This is a genomic window from methanotrophic endosymbiont of Bathymodiolus puteoserpentis (Logatchev) (assembly GCF_900128525.1).
Classification (GTDB): Bacteria; Pseudomonadota; Gammaproteobacteria; order Methylococcales; family Methylomonadaceae; genus Methyloprofundus.
In genome coordinates this window covers 1-17439 of sequence record NZ_FQTQ01000059.1, presented here as the reverse complement: position 1 = coordinate 17439, position 17439 = coordinate 1, and the positions used below count along the sequence as shown (strand labels likewise).

Below are 17439 nucleotides of genomic sequence, written 5' to 3'. Positions count from 1 at the left end.
GCTAAGTTTTCTGATTTATGAAAATGGCTAAATAATATAATGGTAAAAGAAAAAATTCCTTAACTATATAAATATAAGTTAAGGAATTTTTATTAAATTAAATTAATTAAATGAAGTGCCGTTTGTTGCTGGTAGAGTAGGCATAGTTTGCTTAGGGAACTCACCTGTTAAAGCATTTAAGAAAGCAACAATATCAGCCGTCTCTTCATTAGATAGTTTCTTACCTAATTGAACTTTAGCCATAACTTTAACAGCTTTCTCTAGCGTCTTAACAGAGCCGTTATGAAAATAAGGCGCTGTTAAAGCAATATTACGTAGTGTAGGGACTTTAAAGAAATGTTCATCACCACTTTTAGCGGTTACTTCAAAAAGACCTTTATCATTAGCAAATTGATATTTCTTTTCTAAATAGGCATTATTGATAACAGGAAATTTTTGGAAAGAACCATCGCCATTAAATGCAGGGCCGCTGTGACATGTTGTACAGCCTAATTTTGCCATTGTTTTTAAACCACGTATTTGCTGTGCTGTTAGGGCTGTTTTATCACCTTTAGCATATTTATCATAAGCGCTGTTAGGCGTGATTAATGTTCTTTCGTAAGCGGCAATTGCTTTAGTTGCGTTATCTTTTGAGATTGAATTTTCGCCAAATGCTTTATCGAAGTAGGCTTGGTAACCTGCAATTGATTTTAAGCGTACGACAACATCATCCCAATTTTTCATGCCCATTTCGATAGGGTTAGTCACAGGCCCCGCCGCTTGTTCTTCAAGGCTAGCGGCGCGGCCATCCCAGAATTGTACTTTATTAAAAGCTGAATTCCAGACAGTTGGAGCGCTACGACCACCTGTTTGTCCATGAACACCCATAGAATTAGGGCGGTTATCCTCGCCACCCAGCATAGTATTATGACAAGAAGCACAAGAAACCGTCCCTGTCGATGATAATCTTGGGTCATGATACAACATACGACCTAATTCAACTTTTTCAGCAGTAGTCGGGTTGTTAGCAGGTGCCGGAGCAGTAGTTGGTAGAGCTTCCCATGCTGAGGCGACTGAGATTGATCCTACAAGTGTAATTGCAGAAACAATAGAATGAATTTTTGGCATACCTTCCTCCAGATTATTATAGTTTTTAAGGTTTTAAATAATATCACATTTGAATTGCATTTGATGCCCCTAGTCAAGTAAAAATAAGTGATAAAATTAATAGGCTTTTTATTTGGGCTGATGTGCGATATTGGTTACTATGAAACTTGCAGGGTAGTCTCTTTATATTTCAAGTGTTTTGTGTAATGATTGCTGTATTGTTTTGTTTTAGTAAGATATTTGGGATTTTTAATGGCAGCAGTAATAGAAGAAAAGGCGGTACGAGGTCTGCGTGAAATTGCTTTATTAGGATTTGTCGTCATTGCTCTTTTTTATTTTATTTCTTTAGTTTCATTTAGTCATGAGGATGCAGGCTGGTCGCATAGCGGGTCTCATAATGGTATTGCGAATGCGGGAGGTATTGTAGGAGCTTGGCTGGCTGATATTTCCTTTAGTTTTTTTGGGGTTATTGCGTTTAGTTTTCCGTTGATTATTCTGTGGCAAGGCTATTTGTTTTTTACTAAAAAAACTATCCATGCTACAGGCTGGTTTAGTTATGTCCGGTGGCTGGGTCTTGTGCTCGCTATTATTTCTGCGACGACTGTTTGTTATTTGCATTTATTACGCTGCCGGATTGAATTACCTAGGAATAGTGGGGGTATCGTCGGTCAAGAGTTAGGTGATAGTTTAGTGGTCACCTTTGGTAATTCGGGCGCAACTTTATTTCTTTTGGCTGTTTTTTTCTCTGGAATAACTTTATACACTAATATTTCATGGTTTCGTGTCATGGAAGTGGTGGGGAGATATACTTTATTCTTAAGTCGTTTAGCTTACCAAAAAACATTGCAAGCTTGGGCACAAATAACAACGCGAAAAAGCAACTCAATAGTTACTCACTCAAATACAATAAAGTCAGCACCCAGCATGTCTAAAATAGAACTTAAGAACTCTATTTCTGCTGATAAAGATCCGGTTAAGCCAACTTCCAGTAAGGTAAAAAAAACGCCGAGCATCAATGTACTGAAAAATGTTGAAGCTAGTTTTTCTCAACCGAATGTGCTCAAGAAAAAAGGTCAAATAGACCTGTTTAAAGATGAAGTCGAAGCAGGGACACTACCCAGTACCGAGTTATTGGATATTATCGTTAATAAGGTAAACAGTTATTCTGCAGACGAGCTGGAAGATATGTCGCGTTTAGTGGAGCAAGCTTTACTCGATTTTAATGTTGTTGTTGAAGTGACAGCTGTTTTACCTGGGCCGGTGATTACGCGTTTTGAAATGCAACCTGCTGCCGGTGTTAAGGTTAGCCGAATTACTGGTTTAGCAAAAGATTTAGCGCGTGCTCTATCGGTGACTAGTGTACGTATCGTAGAAGTTATTACGGGTAAATCAGTGATTGGTTTAGAAATCCCCAATCAAGAACGGGAAATGGTCTCGTTTAGAGAAGGCATTGAGTCGGCTAAGTTTGCTAAAGCTAAGTCACCTTTAACAATGCTTTTAGGTAAGGATATTTCCGGTTCACCAGTCACTGCTGATTTAGCGAAAATGCCGCACTTATTAGTCGCGGGCACAACAGGTTCGGGTAAATCAGTTGCGATTAATACCATGATTTTGAGTATGCTGTATAAGGCGACACCTGATGAAGTCAGAATGATTATGATTGACCCTAAAATGCTGGAGTTATCAGTTTACGAGGGAATTCCACATTTATTGACACCTGTAGTCACAGATATGAAAGATGCTGCTAATGCATTACGTTGGGCAGTTGCTGAGATGGAGCGGCGCTATAAACTAATGTCTAAGGTCGGCGTTAGAAATTTAGCTGGATTAAATCATGCAGTACGCGAAGCAGAGAAGCGTGGTGAGTCGATTAAGGATCCTATGTATACTTATGAAATTGAATTAGCAGAAGGGGCAAGTGTACCAACACTGAGTACCTTGCCACATATTGTTATTGTAATTGATGAATTAGCCGACATGATGATGATTGTTGGTAAGAAAGTAGAAGAGTTGATTGCCCGTTTAGCCCAAAAAGCGCGTGCTGCGGGTATTCATTTGATTTTAGCAACCCAACGCCCATCAGTGGATGTTTTAACCGGCTTGATTAAAGCGAATGTGCCTTCTCGGCTTTCTTTTCAAGTATCATCGCGTATTGATTCACGTACAGTATTAGATCAAGGCGGTGCCGAATTTTTGCTGGGTAATGGAGATATGTTATTTATGCCCGCTGGAACAAATATTCCTATACGCGCACACGGTGCTTTTGTGGATGACCATGAAGTGCACCATGTTGTTGAATTTTTGAAAAAAACTGCACCTGCTAATTATTTAGAAGAAATTACCCAAGAGTATTCAGATGCCGGTGATGGCTCTTTTGTGACCGGGCAAGACGCGCTTGATTCAGAAATGGATGAGCTTTATGATCAAGCTGTTGCTTTTGTTACGGAGTCACGTAAGGCTTCAATTTCTAGCGTACAACGAAAGTTTAAAGTGGGCTATAACCGTGCCGCATCGATGATTGAAGCAATGGAAATGGCAGGCGTTATATCACCGGCAGAGGGCAGCGGAAGCCGTCAGGTATTAGCGCCGCCACCGATTAAAGAAGATTAAAAAATGAATTATGCATTGGTTGCTTCGGTAATTTTGTTTGTTGCTACGTTTGTTAGTTGGCTACTTATAAAATTAAATTATGCTGATAAATCTAAACAAGTAAAATGGGCTTTATTTGTTTTATTTTTTTGGCTATTGAATTTTTTACAATTAATTTTTTTGGCTTTTTATTACCAGCTTAATTATTAGCTTAATCTTGCTTTAAGTGAGTATGATTTCTCCATTGATAATCGAGCAACTGGTAAAAAATATAGGCTAAAGCAATGGCTTATTTTTCTCACGGCAAGCTTAATGAAGCACACAGTTGAAAAAACACGTAGAGAATATAATCAATGGGTCGCAGATGAAACATTAGAAGATTATGCTTTGCGTTATTCGCCTTCTAGTTTCCGCAAGTGGTCGCCATTACAGCTAGCTAATACTGCGTTAGGTGGTATCTCATTTCTGGCGTTAGAGGCAATTGGTGCTGTTTTATTATTAAACTATGGTTTTAGTAATGCTTTTTGGGCGATTATGCTTGCCTCAGTGCTTATTTTTATCGCAGGATCTCCGATTTCTTATTATGCTGCGCGTTATAACATTGATATTGATCTGTTAACACGCAGTGCTGGCTTTGGTTATGTGGGCTCTACCGTTACCTCACTGATTTACGCCTCTTTCTGTTTTATTTTCTTTGCCTTAGAAGCCGCTATTATGGCGCAAGCACTCAAGCTATATTTTAATTTACCCTTGCATTGGGGGTATCTGTTTTGTTCCTTGATTATTATTCCTATCGTGTTTTATGGGGTAACTGCCATTAATCAGCTACATCGTTGGACTCAGCCTATTTGGTTGCTGTTGATGATACTGCCTTTCTATTTTGTTTTTACTCAAGAACCCAAAGCTTTAGCATTTTTAGTAAGCTATCAAGGTGACCTCAATGGTTCGAACCAGTTTGATTGGTATTATTTTGGTATCGCAACGGGCATTTCTTTTTCTTTAATTGCGCAAATTGGTGAACAGGTGGATTATTTGCGTTTTATGCCAGATAAGCATAAGAGCAATCGTGTTATCTGGTGGCTATCTTTAGTTGCTGCTGGACCGGGGTGGATTGTCTTAGGCTGTCTTAAGCAATTAGGCGGTGCTTTGTTGGCTTCTTTGGTGGTCATGACAGGATTAGGATTGGCTGATGCTAAAGAGCCTGTGCAGATGTATTTAGTTGCTTATCAGTATGTTTTTGAAAATTCAGCGAATGCATTGCTAGTAACGACGATTTTTGTTGTTATCTCGCAAATTAAAATTAATGTTACTAATGCTTATGCCGGCTCATTAGCTTGGTCTAATTTTTTCTCTCGCGTTACGCATAATCACCCTGGGCGCGTTGTGTGGTTAGTTTTTAATATTGCGATTGCTTTGTTATTAATGGAGTTGGGGGTTTTTGAGGCTTTGCATGCCATTTTAGGACTGTATTCTAATGCTGCTGTTGCCTGGGTTTTTGCAGTCTTTGCTGATTTAGTCATTAATAAACCGCTAAAGCTCAGCCCACCGATCGTCGAATTTAAGCGGGCACACTTATATGACTTTAACCCTGTCGGCTTTGTCAGCATGTTAATTTCCGCGTTTGTTTCTATATTGGCATTTGGTGGCTTATTTGGTGATTATGCGCAAGCTTATTCATGGTTATTTGCTATGTTGTTAAGCCTTATATTATCACCTTTAATTGCGATTATAACGAAAGGTAAATATTATATTGCACGTGATAATAAACATTTTATCAGCTCAGATACTTTGGTGGCTTGTGAGGTTTGTGAACAGCATTATGCAGAAACAGATATGGCGCATTGTCCATCTCATGAGGTACCTATTTGTTCACTTTGTTGCACTTTAGAGTCTAGTTGTCGAGATCAATGCAAACCTGCCCAAGAATCTTTATTTCATCAGTTATTTAAACGCTTGTTTAAACAGCATCTATCGGATAATGCTACACGTAGAATAGCTAGCTTTACCCTGCTTTCTGGCAGTATGTTGAGTATTGTTGGGCTTGCTTTTTGGTTGGTCTACTTAGAAGCACCAGAGTATGCGCATCGCTCGATTTTTATTGAGCAGCAATCTCATCTTTATACTTTATTCTTTGTTATGGCAGTATTGATCTGTACTGCTTCTTGGTGGGTAGTTTTGACAAATGAAAACCGTCTTTTAGCTGAAATTGAGTTGAATGAACAAAATAAAACTTTAGATCAAGAGGTTAATGAGCGTAAACAAATTGAAAATACACTACGTGAAAGTGAGTCCGCTTTAAGAAAGTTATTTGAATATTCGGGAGATGCCGTATTGTTGCTTAAAAGTGGTTATTTTTATGATGGCAATATTGCTGCGCTAAATGAGTTAGGCTTTCATTCAAAAAAAGAGTTACTTAATATTTCACCCGCAGATATTTCTCCAGAATTTCAACCTGATGGTTATAAGTCTATTGAAAAAGCGGCGCAAATGGTTGCTATTGCGCAAGAGCAAGGCTTTCATCGGTTTGAATGGGAGCATATTAACGTGGAAGGGACGGCCTTTCTGGTAGAGGTCAGTTTAACGCCAATAATTATTAGAGGTGAAGATATTGTTTACGCGGCTTGGCGTAATATCAAGGAACGGAAAGAGGCAGAGGAAATAATTAGGCGGTTGGCTTATTATGATCCATTAACCCAGTTACCTAATCGACGTTATTTACAAGATCGTATGGAGCAAAGTATTGCCCGATCTAAGAGAGAGGCAAAGGAATTTGCAGTATTGATGTTAGATTTGGATCGCTTTAAAGCGGTTAATGATACTTTGGGGCATTTAGCGGGTGATGAACTGCTTAAACAGGTTGCTGGACGTATTTCTGAGTCACTAAGGGAAATTGATATGGTCGCTCGTTTGGGTGGGGATGAATTCATGATTTTATTGGACAATATTGAACATATAGAAGACATAGGGCGTATAGCTGAGAAAATTGTTAGCATCTTGTCTGTTCCGTTTGTACTCGCACAAAGCAACGATGTGCGTATTGGTGCGAGTATTGGAATTTGTTTGTATCCCAAAGATGGACAGAGTGCTGAAAAATTAATGGACCATGTAGGTATGGCGTTATACCAAGCAAAAGATAATGGACGAGGTTGTTTTGCTTTTTTTACGGAGAGTCTAACTCGGTTAGCATGTGAAAAGCTTAAGATTGAATCTCGATTACGTTATGCCATTAAACAGCAAGAATTACGCGTGTTTTATCAACCTCAAGTGGATATTAATAGTGGAAACATCGTTGGTGCAGAGGCATTAGTGCGCTGGCAAGATCCAGAAAATGGGCTTATTTCGCCAGATCAATTTATTCCGATTGCTGAGGATTCGGGATTGATTATTCCTTTAGGTGAGTGGGTTTTGCGGGAAACATGTCGTCAAGGTAAGCAGTGGCTAGATCAGGGCTTAGTTAAAATAACTTTAGCTGTTAATGTTTCACCTAAGCAGTGTTTCAAGGCTCAGATTTTATTTCTTTGGTAGAAGAGGTGTTGGCAGAAACGAAATTTCCGGCTGGACTATTGGAATTAGAGTTAACGGAAGGCAGTCTTATGGAAAACCAAGAGGGGAATATTTACATGTTAAATAAATTACGCGCGCTCGGCGTGCGCCTTGCGATTGATGATTTTGGTACAGGCTATTCCTCTTTAGCTTACCTAAAGCGCTTCCCTTTGGATGTACTTAAAATTGATAAGAGTTTTATTGATGATATCCCATTTGACATAAGTGATATGGAGATAGCTTCAACCATTATTGCCATAGGGCAAACTTTAAATTTTAAAGTGCTGGCAGAAGGTGTAGAAACAGCTGAACAATTAGACTTTTTGCGGCAAAAAGGCTGTGATAGCTATCAGGGTTATTATAAAAGCAGGCCTTTAGATAAAGAGGCTTTTGCTGATTTTTTGGGGTTAGTTGACTAGGTGGAGGACGTTTGTAATCCAAAATTACTTTTGTTACTGGTCTCTTTCATTCTTCAGTTTAAACTTTAAGTGGGAGTGGCTTTAGCTGCGATAGTGGTATGAACTGTTGTGGCTAAAGTTACTCCTACGAAACATATTTTGGCATTACCCACTACAAATCACATAGAGCCATAATAAAGGATGCCACGATTTTTATAGCCAAACGAAATAGGATTATTTCTTAATCATTTGCCACTGATGATCAATTAAACCTTGTAGCGGTTGATAATTGATTTTATAGGACATTTTCTGACAGTCCGCTATCCAATAGCCTAAATAAAGCCATTCTAAGCCCAGAGTTTTAGCATGTTCAATCTGCCATAGTACGGCATAAACACCTAGGCTGCGTTGAGAAAATTTAGGATCAAAAAAGGTATAAACAGCCGATAAGGCATTGTCTAAGAGATCAACAACCGCGATACCCACTAGTTCACCGGAACAAGAAAACTCGACAAATAAGGTATTGCACCAGTCACTAGATAAAAAACTGATATAGTCTTTTGCATTGGTATCTGCCATAGCGCCACTAGCATGGCGGTTGCGTTGATAGGTTTGGTAGAGTTCAAAATGAGCTTGTTCAAATTGTGCGGGTTTAATAATAACGTGTAAGTCGGTATTTTTTTTGTTGGTTCTGCGCTGTTGTCTTGATGCTTGAAAATCATTTACAGCGAGTCTCGCAGGAACGCATTTTTGACAATTTTTACAATAGGGCTGATACACGTGACTGCCACTGCGCCGGAAACCTTGTTCAATCAGTTGTGAGTAGGTTTTTGTCGTGAGTTGAAATTCAGGATGTATATAAGCAAACTGCGACTTATGCTCTGTTAAGTAGCTACAGTCGTGTTCAGTATCAAGGTATAAGGGAATAGAAATCATTTTTGCCAGGCGTTAGCATGAGGTTTGCAGTGATGATAGCGGTTTAATAATGCAGCAAAGTCAGCGCGTGGTATTTCTTGTGCACCAAGACTTGTTAAATGTTTGGTATGCACTTGACAGTCAATCAATTGGTAGCCCCATTTAGTTAATAATTGTACCAGTGCAACAAAGGCAATTTTTGAAGCATCGGTTTTGGTATGGAACATGGATTCCCCGAAAAAAACTTGGCCTATGGCAATGCCATATAAGCCGCCGACTAGCTCACCTTGAAACCAAGCCTCCAGAGAATGCGCATGACCTTCTTTATGTAATCTAATATAAGCTTCTTGCATTTCTGGAAGCAGCCAAGTAGCTGGTTCTTGGTTTCTAGGCATGGCACAAGCTTTTATAACATCTACAAAGGCGGTATCAAAGCTAAGTTGGAATATTTGCTTGCGCTGTGTTTTTTTTAGGCTTTTTGATATATGTAATTGACCTGGAAAGATGACTAAGCGAGGGTTGGGGGACCACCATAAAATCGGATCTTCATCACTGTACCAAGGAAAAATACCTTGTCGGTATGCATTAATAATGCGCTGTGTTGACAAGCAACCACCGACGGCGAGCAGCCCATTTGGGTCGTTTAAGGCCTTTGATATAGGAGGAAAGGTTTGGTTTGCTCGGTCGGGGTCAAGAAGTGTTAGCATAAGTTAAAGATATAGATTTAGTATTGTTATTATTGTAATGGAATATGTAAATGTTCGGCAAAAAAACGCAAGGGGTAGAGTGAGCTGTAGTCTGCTAGAGAGGTTACACACCTGAAAGCACTGTCAGTCCTCTGGGAGCTGGCAGTACTGCATAATCTAAAATTGCAGGTTTATGTATTACTGGGGGATATGTTGCGGGGCGGCTGTTGGCTAAAGCCTGCCTTACGAAACTTTTATGTCGACCATTATTGCTTATTTTAATATTGGCGAAAATAAAGATGTTTTTTTTGGGGAATATGCTATATTTACACATACTAATGAGAATTATTATTAATTAGATGGATATTGATCTTTAGAGGTAGATAAATGGATATGAGAATACAAGGTTTAAAAGATTTAGCTATTGGTGACAAAGGCCGTGTTACGGGATTTAACAAGCAAGGAAGGGCGTATCGAAAGCGTCTTTTAGCGATGGGACTAACACCAGGCACGGAGTTTTCTATTGTGCGTTTTGCACCTTTAGGAGATCCTGTAGAAATTACTTTAAGAGGCTTTTCTTTGACTTTACGTAAAGATGAAGCCGATATATTAAGTATAGAGAAAGTTTAATGCGGGCTAATTATACTATTGCAGTTGTCGGTAATCCTAACTGTGGCAAGACAACTTTATTTAATGCTTTAACGGGAGCACGGCAGCATGTTGGAAATTGGCCGGGGGTTACGGTCGAAAAGAAAACAGGTGAATATACACATGCAGGCAAGCAAGTTGAGGTGGTTGATTTGCCCGGCACTTATTCTTTAGAAGCGGATAATGAAATTTCTTTAGATGAGCAAGTTGCAAGGGATTATGTGGCTGCAAAAGAATGTGATCTCATTATTAATATTCTGGATGCATCTAATATTGAGCGTAATTTATATCTAACTTCGCAGTTAATTGAAATGCGGGTGCCGATGATTGTTGTACTCAATATGATAGATGTTGTCGCGCAACGTGGCTTACAAATTGATCAGCAGCAGTTATCACATTTATTGGGGTGCCCAGTTGTCGCTATCTCGGCATCGACACGACAGGGGATAAATGAATTAAAAACACTGATTAATCAAGCAGTATTAGAGAGTCCTGTTCCACATTTAGATATTGAATATCATCCGGCAATTGAGCAAGCGATTACTGATTTATCAGTTGCTTTAGAGCAGAAATCGCTTGAGTATCAATGTGATTTACGTTGGTTAGCGATTCGTTTATTAGAAAGAGATACTTTAGCGCGAAAAATTGCGGGGGCTGAATTAGTTCAGCGTGCTGAAGAATTAGAGCAGGTTATTGAACAAGCGAGTGATGATGAAGTCGATATTTTAGCTGCTGATGCGCGCTATGGTTTGGTTAATAAAATTAGCCATCTTTGTGTCAATAAAAAGCATGAAGTTAGCCGAGATATGACGAATAAAATCGATAATTGGGTGTTAAATCGCTATTTAGGTATTCCAATTTTTCTCTTGGTTATGTACTTGATGTTTATGATTACTATTAATATTGGTAGTGCTTTTGTTGATTTTTTTGATCAAGCTGTGGGTGCAATTTTTGTTGATGGTTTCAGTATCGTTTTAACTTCCATGTCATTACCAGAATGGTTAGTGGTTTTGTTAGCGAGTGGTGCTGGTGGTGGCGTACAGGTCGTGGCTACCTTTATTCCGATTATCGGCTTTTTATTTCTAGTTTTATCGCTATTAGAAGATTCCGGCTATATGGCGCGTGCGGCATTTGTGGTTGATCGTTTTATGCGCATGATTGGTTTGCCGGGTAAGTCTTTTGTGCCGATGATTGTTGGCTTTGGCTGTAATGTGCCAGCCATTATGGCAACGCGGACGTTGGAAAGCAGGCGTGACAGGATATTAACTAATATTATGAATCCATTTATGTCTTGTGGCGCTCGTTTGCCTGTTTATGCTTTATTTGCCGCAGCATTTTTCCCAGTGGGCGGGCAGAATCTTGTGTTTTTCTTATATGTGCTTGGTATTGCTGTGGCTATTATGACCGGCCTAATTATGCGCCATACCTTATTTAAGGGTGACTCTATGCCATTTATTATGGAGTTACCTAACTATCATTTGCCTACCATACAAAGTATTGCCATTCGCACTTGGGATCGTTTACAAACTTTCTTATTGAATGCCGGTAAGGTTATTATACCTATGGTATTAGTGCTGAATTTTTTAAATTCTCTAGGCATTGATGGGAGTTTTGGTAAGGAAAATACGCAAAAATCAGTATTAAGTGAAATCGGTCGTACTTTAGTTCCTGTGTTCAAACCTATGGGGATACGTGAAGAAAACTGGCCGGCAACGGTAGGGATTTTTACTGGTATTCTAGCAAAAGAGGCAGTCGTTGGAACTTTAGATGCCTTATATACACAACTTGCATTAGAAGGTGTGGAGCAAGAACCTGAGGTGTTTAATTTGCAGCAAAGGTTATTGGGCGCCGTGATGACTATTCCGGAAAATTTATTGGCCGTAGCGGATAATGTCTTAGATCCTTTAGGACTGAATATTGGTGATGTCAGTAACAGTCAGTCAGCGGCTGATGCACAAGATGTTAGTCGAGGAACGTTTGGTGAAATGCAAGCGCGTTTTGATGGCAAGGCGGGCGCTTTTGCCTATTTATTATTTATTTTGTTATATGCGCCTTGTGTTGCGGCAACAGCGGCCATTCAACGAGAAACGGGGACTAAGTGGGCGATATTTGTTGTTGCATGGACGACCGGAATTGCTTATATGACGGCAACAATTTTTTATCAATTAGCGACTTTTAATCAACATAAAGAATCATCAGTTTTTTGGGTTGTTGGTTTATTAAGTGTTTTTGCCGCCGTTATTTTTTCTTTCTGGCTAACCGCTAGGGTGCAGCTAAAAAAGGAGCTTGTATGATTTTATCGGAATTACGAGATTACCTAAAACAGCAACATCGCTTGTCATTATTGGACATGGCGAACCATTTTGATACCAATGCTGACGCTTTGCGCGGCATGTTAAGCAAATGGGTCAGTAAAGGTAAAGTGAAACGTATCGATATGGGGGCAAGCTGTGGTACGAGCTGCTGTAAGTGTGATCCAGCCATGACGGAGATTTATGAGTGGTTGGATAACACTTAGGAATCAGAATTCAATAATATCCGAAAGGTTCCCCCCTAAAAAATATTAAAATACCCCGTCATTCCTGCATGCTTTTAGCAGGAATCTATATCAACAAATAGATTCCCGATTAAACACTTCGGGAATGACGATATTTTTATGAGGGTCTGTGAACAGTTACACCTAAAGTTTCGGAGCTTATTGAATATGCACTCCTTAGCTCACTGCCATTAAGTTAAGGAATTAGTTCATTGGGGCGCAGTGCTTTAGCCTGCTTTCATAGCTGAAAATAGCAGGCTAAAGCACTGCGCCCCATATTCTATTGCTCTTAACTTAATGACAGTGACTCCTTAGCTAGGCGATATTCTAAATAAATATATACTCGCTGCAAATATTAAGGCAAGTTGATTAAACTATGAAAAAGCTTCCCATTGGTATTCAAACATTCGCCAAAATACGCGATCCTGAAGAAAATTATGTTTATATTGATAAAACAAATGTTATTAGCGAGTTAGTCAATAGCGGTAGCTATTATTTTCTAAGTCGTCCACGGCGCTTTGGGAAAAGTGTTTTATTAAGCACTTTAGCTGAGTTATTTTCTGCTAATAAAGCCTTATTTTCGGGTTTGTATATTGAGGATAAATGGGACTGGCAGAAAAGTTATCCTGTCATTCGAATTAGTTTTGGGAGTGGTCAATTTAATACTAAAGCTTTACTTGATGATGCTATTTTTGAGAACTTAAAAGCAAATTATGGAAAACTAAATTTGCATTATGATGCTAGTTTATCAATGCGTTCGAGCTTTATTAATCTCATTAAGCAATCTTCTCAGCAGTACCAAGAAAAAGTCGTTATCTTAATTGATGAGTACGATAAGCCTATCTTAGACCATATTACTGAGCCTGATCTAGCTCGCTTTAACCGTGATATTTTAAAAGGTTTTTATTCCACTATCAAAGACTTAGACGAATGCATTAAGTTTGTCATGATTACTGGCGTGTCCAAATTTGCCAAAATGAATTTATTCAGCGGCTTAAATAATTTACAAGATATTTCTATTAACCAGAATTATGGCACGCTTTGCGGCTACACTCATGCGCAGGTAGCAGAGACCTTTGCTGAGCACTTGCAGGGTGTGGATATGGATAAGTTACAGCAGTGGTATAACGGCTACAATTATTTTGCTGACCCCATTTATAACCCCTTCGATATTTTATTGTTCATTGCTAATAACAAAGAATATAAAAATTATTGGTGGGGGACGGGGAACCCAAGCTTTCTAATTGATAAGTTAAAAGAGCAAAATTATTATTTGCCTGATGTACAAAATTTTGTTGCTGATGATATTGTCTTGGATACTTTTGATGTCGATAAAATCGATTTGGTTGCCTTACTTTGGCAGACGGGTTATCTAACCTTTGCCGATAAGTGGGAGGGTTTCAATGGCATGCAGTATCGGCTTAAAGTACCAAATAAAGAAGTCCAGCAATCTTTAAATACCTTGTTTATTGAATATTTAACCCATCAAGGTCCACAACTTAGGGTTAATCAACAGGTGCTTTATCAGAGTTTAGTGGATGCTAAATTTGATGATTTGAAAAGCGCTCTTAGTGCCTTGTTTGCTAGTATTCCTTATAATAATTATGCTAATAAAATCATTGCTAATTATGAGGGGTATTACGCCTCCGTAGTTTATACCTATTTAGCATCATTAGGTTTACCGATGGTAGCTGAAGATGTTACTAGTAAAGGCCGCATTGATTTAACATTGCACTTTCCCGATAAAATTTTTATTATTGAATTTAAAGTTGATCAAGCAGAAAAAGCGCTAGCACAAATTAAAGCAAAAAATTACCAAGAAAAATACCTAAATCAAGGTAAAACAATTTATCTGCTGGGTATCAATTTTTCTTCTGTAGAAAAAAATATTAGCGATTTTGAATGGCAAGCCGTTTAGTACTTAAAAAGCTTAACGAATCCCGTAAACTGAGCTAAGCTAACTCCCTATATATAGAATATACGGAGTTAGGTATGGCCGAACAACAATCCAGTATTTTAATTGCTACGCTTACAGAAGTAAGAGGCGACGGTATGCAGGCGCGTGTTATTGAGGCATACGCAACGGATACACCTTTGCTGACTATTGGTAATGAGCAAATGTTGGCGGCTAGTATTGGCTCTTATGTTGTTATACGCCAGGCGAGTGTTGCAGTTCTCGCGCTAATCTTCAAAATGTGGCAAGAAGATCGGTTTGAGCAGGGAGAGCGCTTATCGGATCGATTTTTTTCTTTAATCCCTGTGGGTGAGTTAAAAGAAGATAAGACTTTTATTCGTGGTGTGCGCCACTACCCAACGCCAGGCGCTAAAGTTTATGCTATTGGTCTTGCTGAAATTAATGCGATTTTTTCTCAATTTCGTGAATATGGTTTTTTTATTGGTCAGTTATCAGCGCACAAAGATTATCATCTAAGTTTAGATCCTCGTGCTTTGTTTGGTCGCCACTTTGCCATTATCGGGCAGTCAGGTTCGGGTAAATCTTGGGCTGTTACCAGTTTAATTCAACAGACAATTAAAGCTATGCCGAAAAGCAATATGATTTTGCTGGATTTGCATGGCGAATATTGCTGGCAAGATGATACAGGGAATATTCAATCTGCTTTTCCTTCCGAAGCCGTTAATTATGTCGAAGCAACTAAGTTAGAAATGCCTTATTGGATGATGACTTATGCTGAGCTAGTTGATTTGTTTATTGATCGTTCAGATAAGGGCGCTTCTATTCAAATGGCTTTTATGCGTGAAGTGCTACAGCAATTAAAACGTGAGTCAGCTAAACAATTAGGCTTAGGTGTTGTTTCCGTAGATACGCCGATTTATTTTTCTTTGGTAGAACTGTATCGGCAGTTTAAAAATGCCAATGAAGAGCGGAAAGATTTTGGTAAGGTAGAAGGCGCATTGTTTGGTCAGTTTGATGAGTTTTTAGTGCGCATGCAAAGCCGCTTCAATGATGTGCGTTATGATTTTTTACTTAAACCTAAAAAGCGTAATAAATCAGAAACTATGGCGGATTTATTGCGTGAATTTGTTGGCTTAGGTACGCATAAGGCCAATGTCACAGTGATTGATTTAAGTTCCATTCCTACCGATGTTAGACCTGCTGTATCGGCACAAGTAGGACGTTTGGCTTATGAATTTAATTATTGGAACCCTAGACGGCGCGAATTTCCGATAACTTTAATTTGTGAAGAGGCACATGCCTATATTCCGCGAGAAAAGCATGGTCAATATGAAGGTACTAAACGTATGATGGAGCGCATTGCCAAGGAAGGCCGTAAATACGGGGTATCTATCGGTGTTGTTAGTCAGCGACCGACGGAATTATCGGAAACGATGCTTTCACAATGTAGTTCATTTATTTGTTTGCGTACAACGAACCCTGATGACCAAGCTTATATTAAGGGTTTAGTGCCTGAGGCTGAAGGAGATTTGACGGATATTTTGGCATCTTTAGGGCGGGGGGAAGCGTTAGTTTTAGGAGAGGCCGCACCTATGCCTACGCGAGTGCAAATTTACAAACCTAACCCTGAACCTAAAAGTAATGATGTGGATTATTTTACCAGCTGGCGGGAAGGACCTGACGATCTTGATATCGATGAAATTGTTAGGCTTTGGCGTACGCAGACGCGTAAATAGGGGTTAGGGAGCATTATTTTTTGTAGTGGCTGCAGAAATAAGGTTAGCTTTCTATAAAGTAGGATGAAGGCTAGTGTACTCAGTTTTTCTGCTGGAGTGATTTCGTGTTAACTCTTAACCCCTATATGAGTTAAGGAAGCAACATTTAATAATATCCGCAAGTACTGCCAGTCCTTATGAGGACTAACAGTATTACATACCCTTAATTTTTTGGGCTTTTATTAAGGCGAGGGAATTTTCTTAAAGCAGGTTTAGCTGAGGTAGATTGACGAGTATGGATTTTACTCAATTTAAAAAAATATTAGGTTTTGTTGCTGGAGCTAGGCTGGGTGCTCCTGCGGTCATTATTATGATGCTCGCATTAATTATTATTCCTTTACCAGCTTTTGCGCTTGATTTATTTTTCACTTTTAATATTGCGTTTTCTCTTATTATCTTACTCGTTGTGGTTTACACCACTAAGCCTTTGGAATTTGCTGCTTTTCCTAGTGTTATCTTGATTGCAACTTTGTTTCGTTTGGCTTTAAATGTTGCTTCGACACGAATTGTTTTACTTGAAGGGCATAACGGCGGAGATGCGGCAGGTAAAGTCATTGAGGCCTTTGGTGAGTTTGTTATTGGGGGAAATTTTGCTGTTGGACTCGTTGTTTTTGGTATTTTAATGGTGATTAATTTTGTCGTTGTTACTAAAGGTGCGGGACGTATTGCTGAGGTAGGGGCAAGGTTTACCTTGGATGCCATGCCGGGTAAGCAAATGGCAATTGATGCTGACTTGAATGCGGGAATTATTAGCCAAGATGAGGCACGTGATAGGCGTGCTGAGGTGGCGGCGGAATCAGACTTTTATGGCTCAATGGATGGTGCTAGTAAGTTTGTTCGGGGTGATGCGATTGCAGGGATGATTATTTTAGCGGTTAATATTATTGGTGGTCTGATTATTGGGGTGGGTCAGCATGACATGAGTTTTGCTGAGGCGGGTAGGGTCTATGTGCTGTTGACGATTGGCGACGGGCTAGTTGCGCAAATTCCTTCCTTACTTTTATCTACAGCAGCAGCTATGGTGGTCAGTCGTGTGCGTGGTAGTGATCAGACCGTTGGTTCGCAGATTTCGATGCAGTTATTTGCTAACCCTAAAGCTTTGAATATTACCGCAGGAGTGATGGTGATTTTGGGGGTTATCCCTGGCATGCCTAATTTAGTATTTCTTATCGTTGCTTCAGGTTTGGCTGGTATTGCTTATTGGATTTCTCAGCAAGCTAAGGAATGAGCACAAATTAATTTAGGCAAGTTCAATTTAAGAATTATAATGATGCAACTCATAAACTTTATTTAAAATCGACCCAAGATAAAACCTTACTCAAAAGAAATTGAAGCGCAGATGCGAGAA

General features: G+C 39.2%; 12 protein-coding genes and 1 pseudogene. 10 read left to right on the top strand and 3 right to left on the bottom strand.

Features of this window, described 5'->3' with window-relative positions; genetic code table 11:
- Positions 1 to 102 precede the first annotated feature (102 nt).
- On the bottom strand, positions 103 to 1107 hold the full coding sequence (locus BQ7314_RS03610) for a cytochrome-c peroxidase (protein ID WP_174482346.1): 1005 nt from the start codon (positions 1105 to 1107) through the stop codon (positions 103 to 105).
- Between the two features lie 231 nt (positions 1108 to 1338).
- Between BQ7314_RS03610 and BQ7314_RS03605 the strand changes: the two genes are divergently transcribed.
- From BQ7314_RS03605 to BQ7314_RS15890, 4 genes are all read left to right on the top strand, one after another.
- Positions 1339 to 3696 (top strand): DNA translocase FtsK, encoded by a 2358-nt coding sequence (locus BQ7314_RS03605; RefSeq protein WP_174482345.1) that lies wholly within the window; start codon positions 1339 to 1341, stop codon positions 3694 to 3696.
- A 3-nt stretch (positions 3697 to 3699) separates the two neighbouring features.
- Complete coding sequence (locus BQ7314_RS03600) at positions 3700 to 3885, top strand: hypothetical protein (RefSeq protein ID WP_174482344.1); 186 nt, start codon at positions 3700 to 3702, stop codon at positions 3883 to 3885.
- 102 nt (positions 3886 to 3987) lie between these two features.
- The gene (locus tag BQ7314_RS15895) at positions 3988 to 7200 is read left to right on the top strand and encodes a diguanylate cyclase domain-containing protein (protein WP_280953860.1); all 3213 of its coding nucleotides are present in this window, start codon (positions 3988 to 3990) and stop codon (positions 7198 to 7200) included.
- An 8-nt stretch (positions 7201 to 7208) separates the two neighbouring features.
- Positions 7209 to 7637, top strand: a complete 429-nt coding sequence (locus BQ7314_RS15890) for an EAL domain-containing protein (protein WP_280953859.1) — start codon at positions 7209 to 7211, stop codon at positions 7635 to 7637.
- Positions 7638 to 7850: 213 nt separating this feature from the next.
- Here the strand turns inward: BQ7314_RS15890 and BQ7314_RS03590 are convergent, their stop codons facing one another.
- Together BQ7314_RS03590 and aat are read right to left on the bottom strand one after the other, a co-directional pair.
- A complete protein-coding gene (locus BQ7314_RS03590; RefSeq protein WP_174482343.1) occupies positions 7851 to 8552 on the bottom strand; it encodes an arginyltransferase in 702 nt (233 codons plus the stop codon).
- A complete protein-coding gene (gene aat, locus BQ7314_RS03585) occupies positions 8549 to 9238 on the bottom strand; it encodes a leucyl/phenylalanyl-tRNA--protein transferase (RefSeq protein ID WP_174482342.1) in 690 nt (229 codons plus the stop codon). The genes BQ7314_RS03590 and aat overlap by 4 nt, the downstream gene beginning before the upstream one ends.
- Before the next feature lie 366 nt (positions 9239 to 9604).
- Here aat and BQ7314_RS03580 point away from each other — a divergent pair, with 366 nt between their 5' ends.
- The 6 genes and pseudogenes from BQ7314_RS03580 to BQ7314_RS03555 all read left to right on the top strand — a co-directional run.
- Positions 9605 to 9847 carry a FeoA family protein gene (locus tag BQ7314_RS03580; RefSeq protein WP_280953858.1) on the top strand — a complete coding sequence of 81 codons (243 nt, stop codon included), beginning with the start codon at positions 9605 to 9607 and terminating at the stop codon, positions 9845 to 9847.
- The gene (gene feoB, locus BQ7314_RS03575) at positions 9847 to 12159 is read left to right on the top strand and encodes a Fe(2+) transporter permease subunit FeoB (RefSeq protein ID WP_174482341.1); all 2313 of its coding nucleotides are present in this window, start codon (positions 9847 to 9849) and stop codon (positions 12157 to 12159) included. Before BQ7314_RS03580 ends, feoB begins: the two co-directional genes overlap by 1 nt.
- Complete coding sequence (locus BQ7314_RS03570) at positions 12156 to 12383, top strand: FeoC-like transcriptional regulator (protein WP_174482340.1); 228 nt, start codon at positions 12156 to 12158, stop codon at positions 12381 to 12383. Before feoB ends, BQ7314_RS03570 begins: the two co-directional genes overlap by 4 nt.
- Before the next feature lie 394 nt (positions 12384 to 12777).
- Positions 12778 to 14319, top strand: coding sequence for an ATP-binding protein (locus BQ7314_RS03565; protein WP_174482339.1), 1542 nt, complete (start codon positions 12778 to 12780; stop codon positions 14317 to 14319).
- A 74-nt stretch (positions 14320 to 14393) separates the two neighbouring features.
- Complete coding sequence (locus BQ7314_RS03560) at positions 14394 to 16052, top strand: ATP-binding protein (RefSeq protein ID WP_174482338.1); 1659 nt, start codon at positions 14394 to 14396, stop codon at positions 16050 to 16052.
- Positions 16053 to 16326: 274 nt separating this feature from the next.
- A pseudogene (locus BQ7314_RS03555) lies at positions 16327 to 17316 on the top strand (FHIPEP family type III secretion protein); the annotation flags it as partial.
- Positions 17317 to 17439 lie beyond the last annotated feature (123 nt).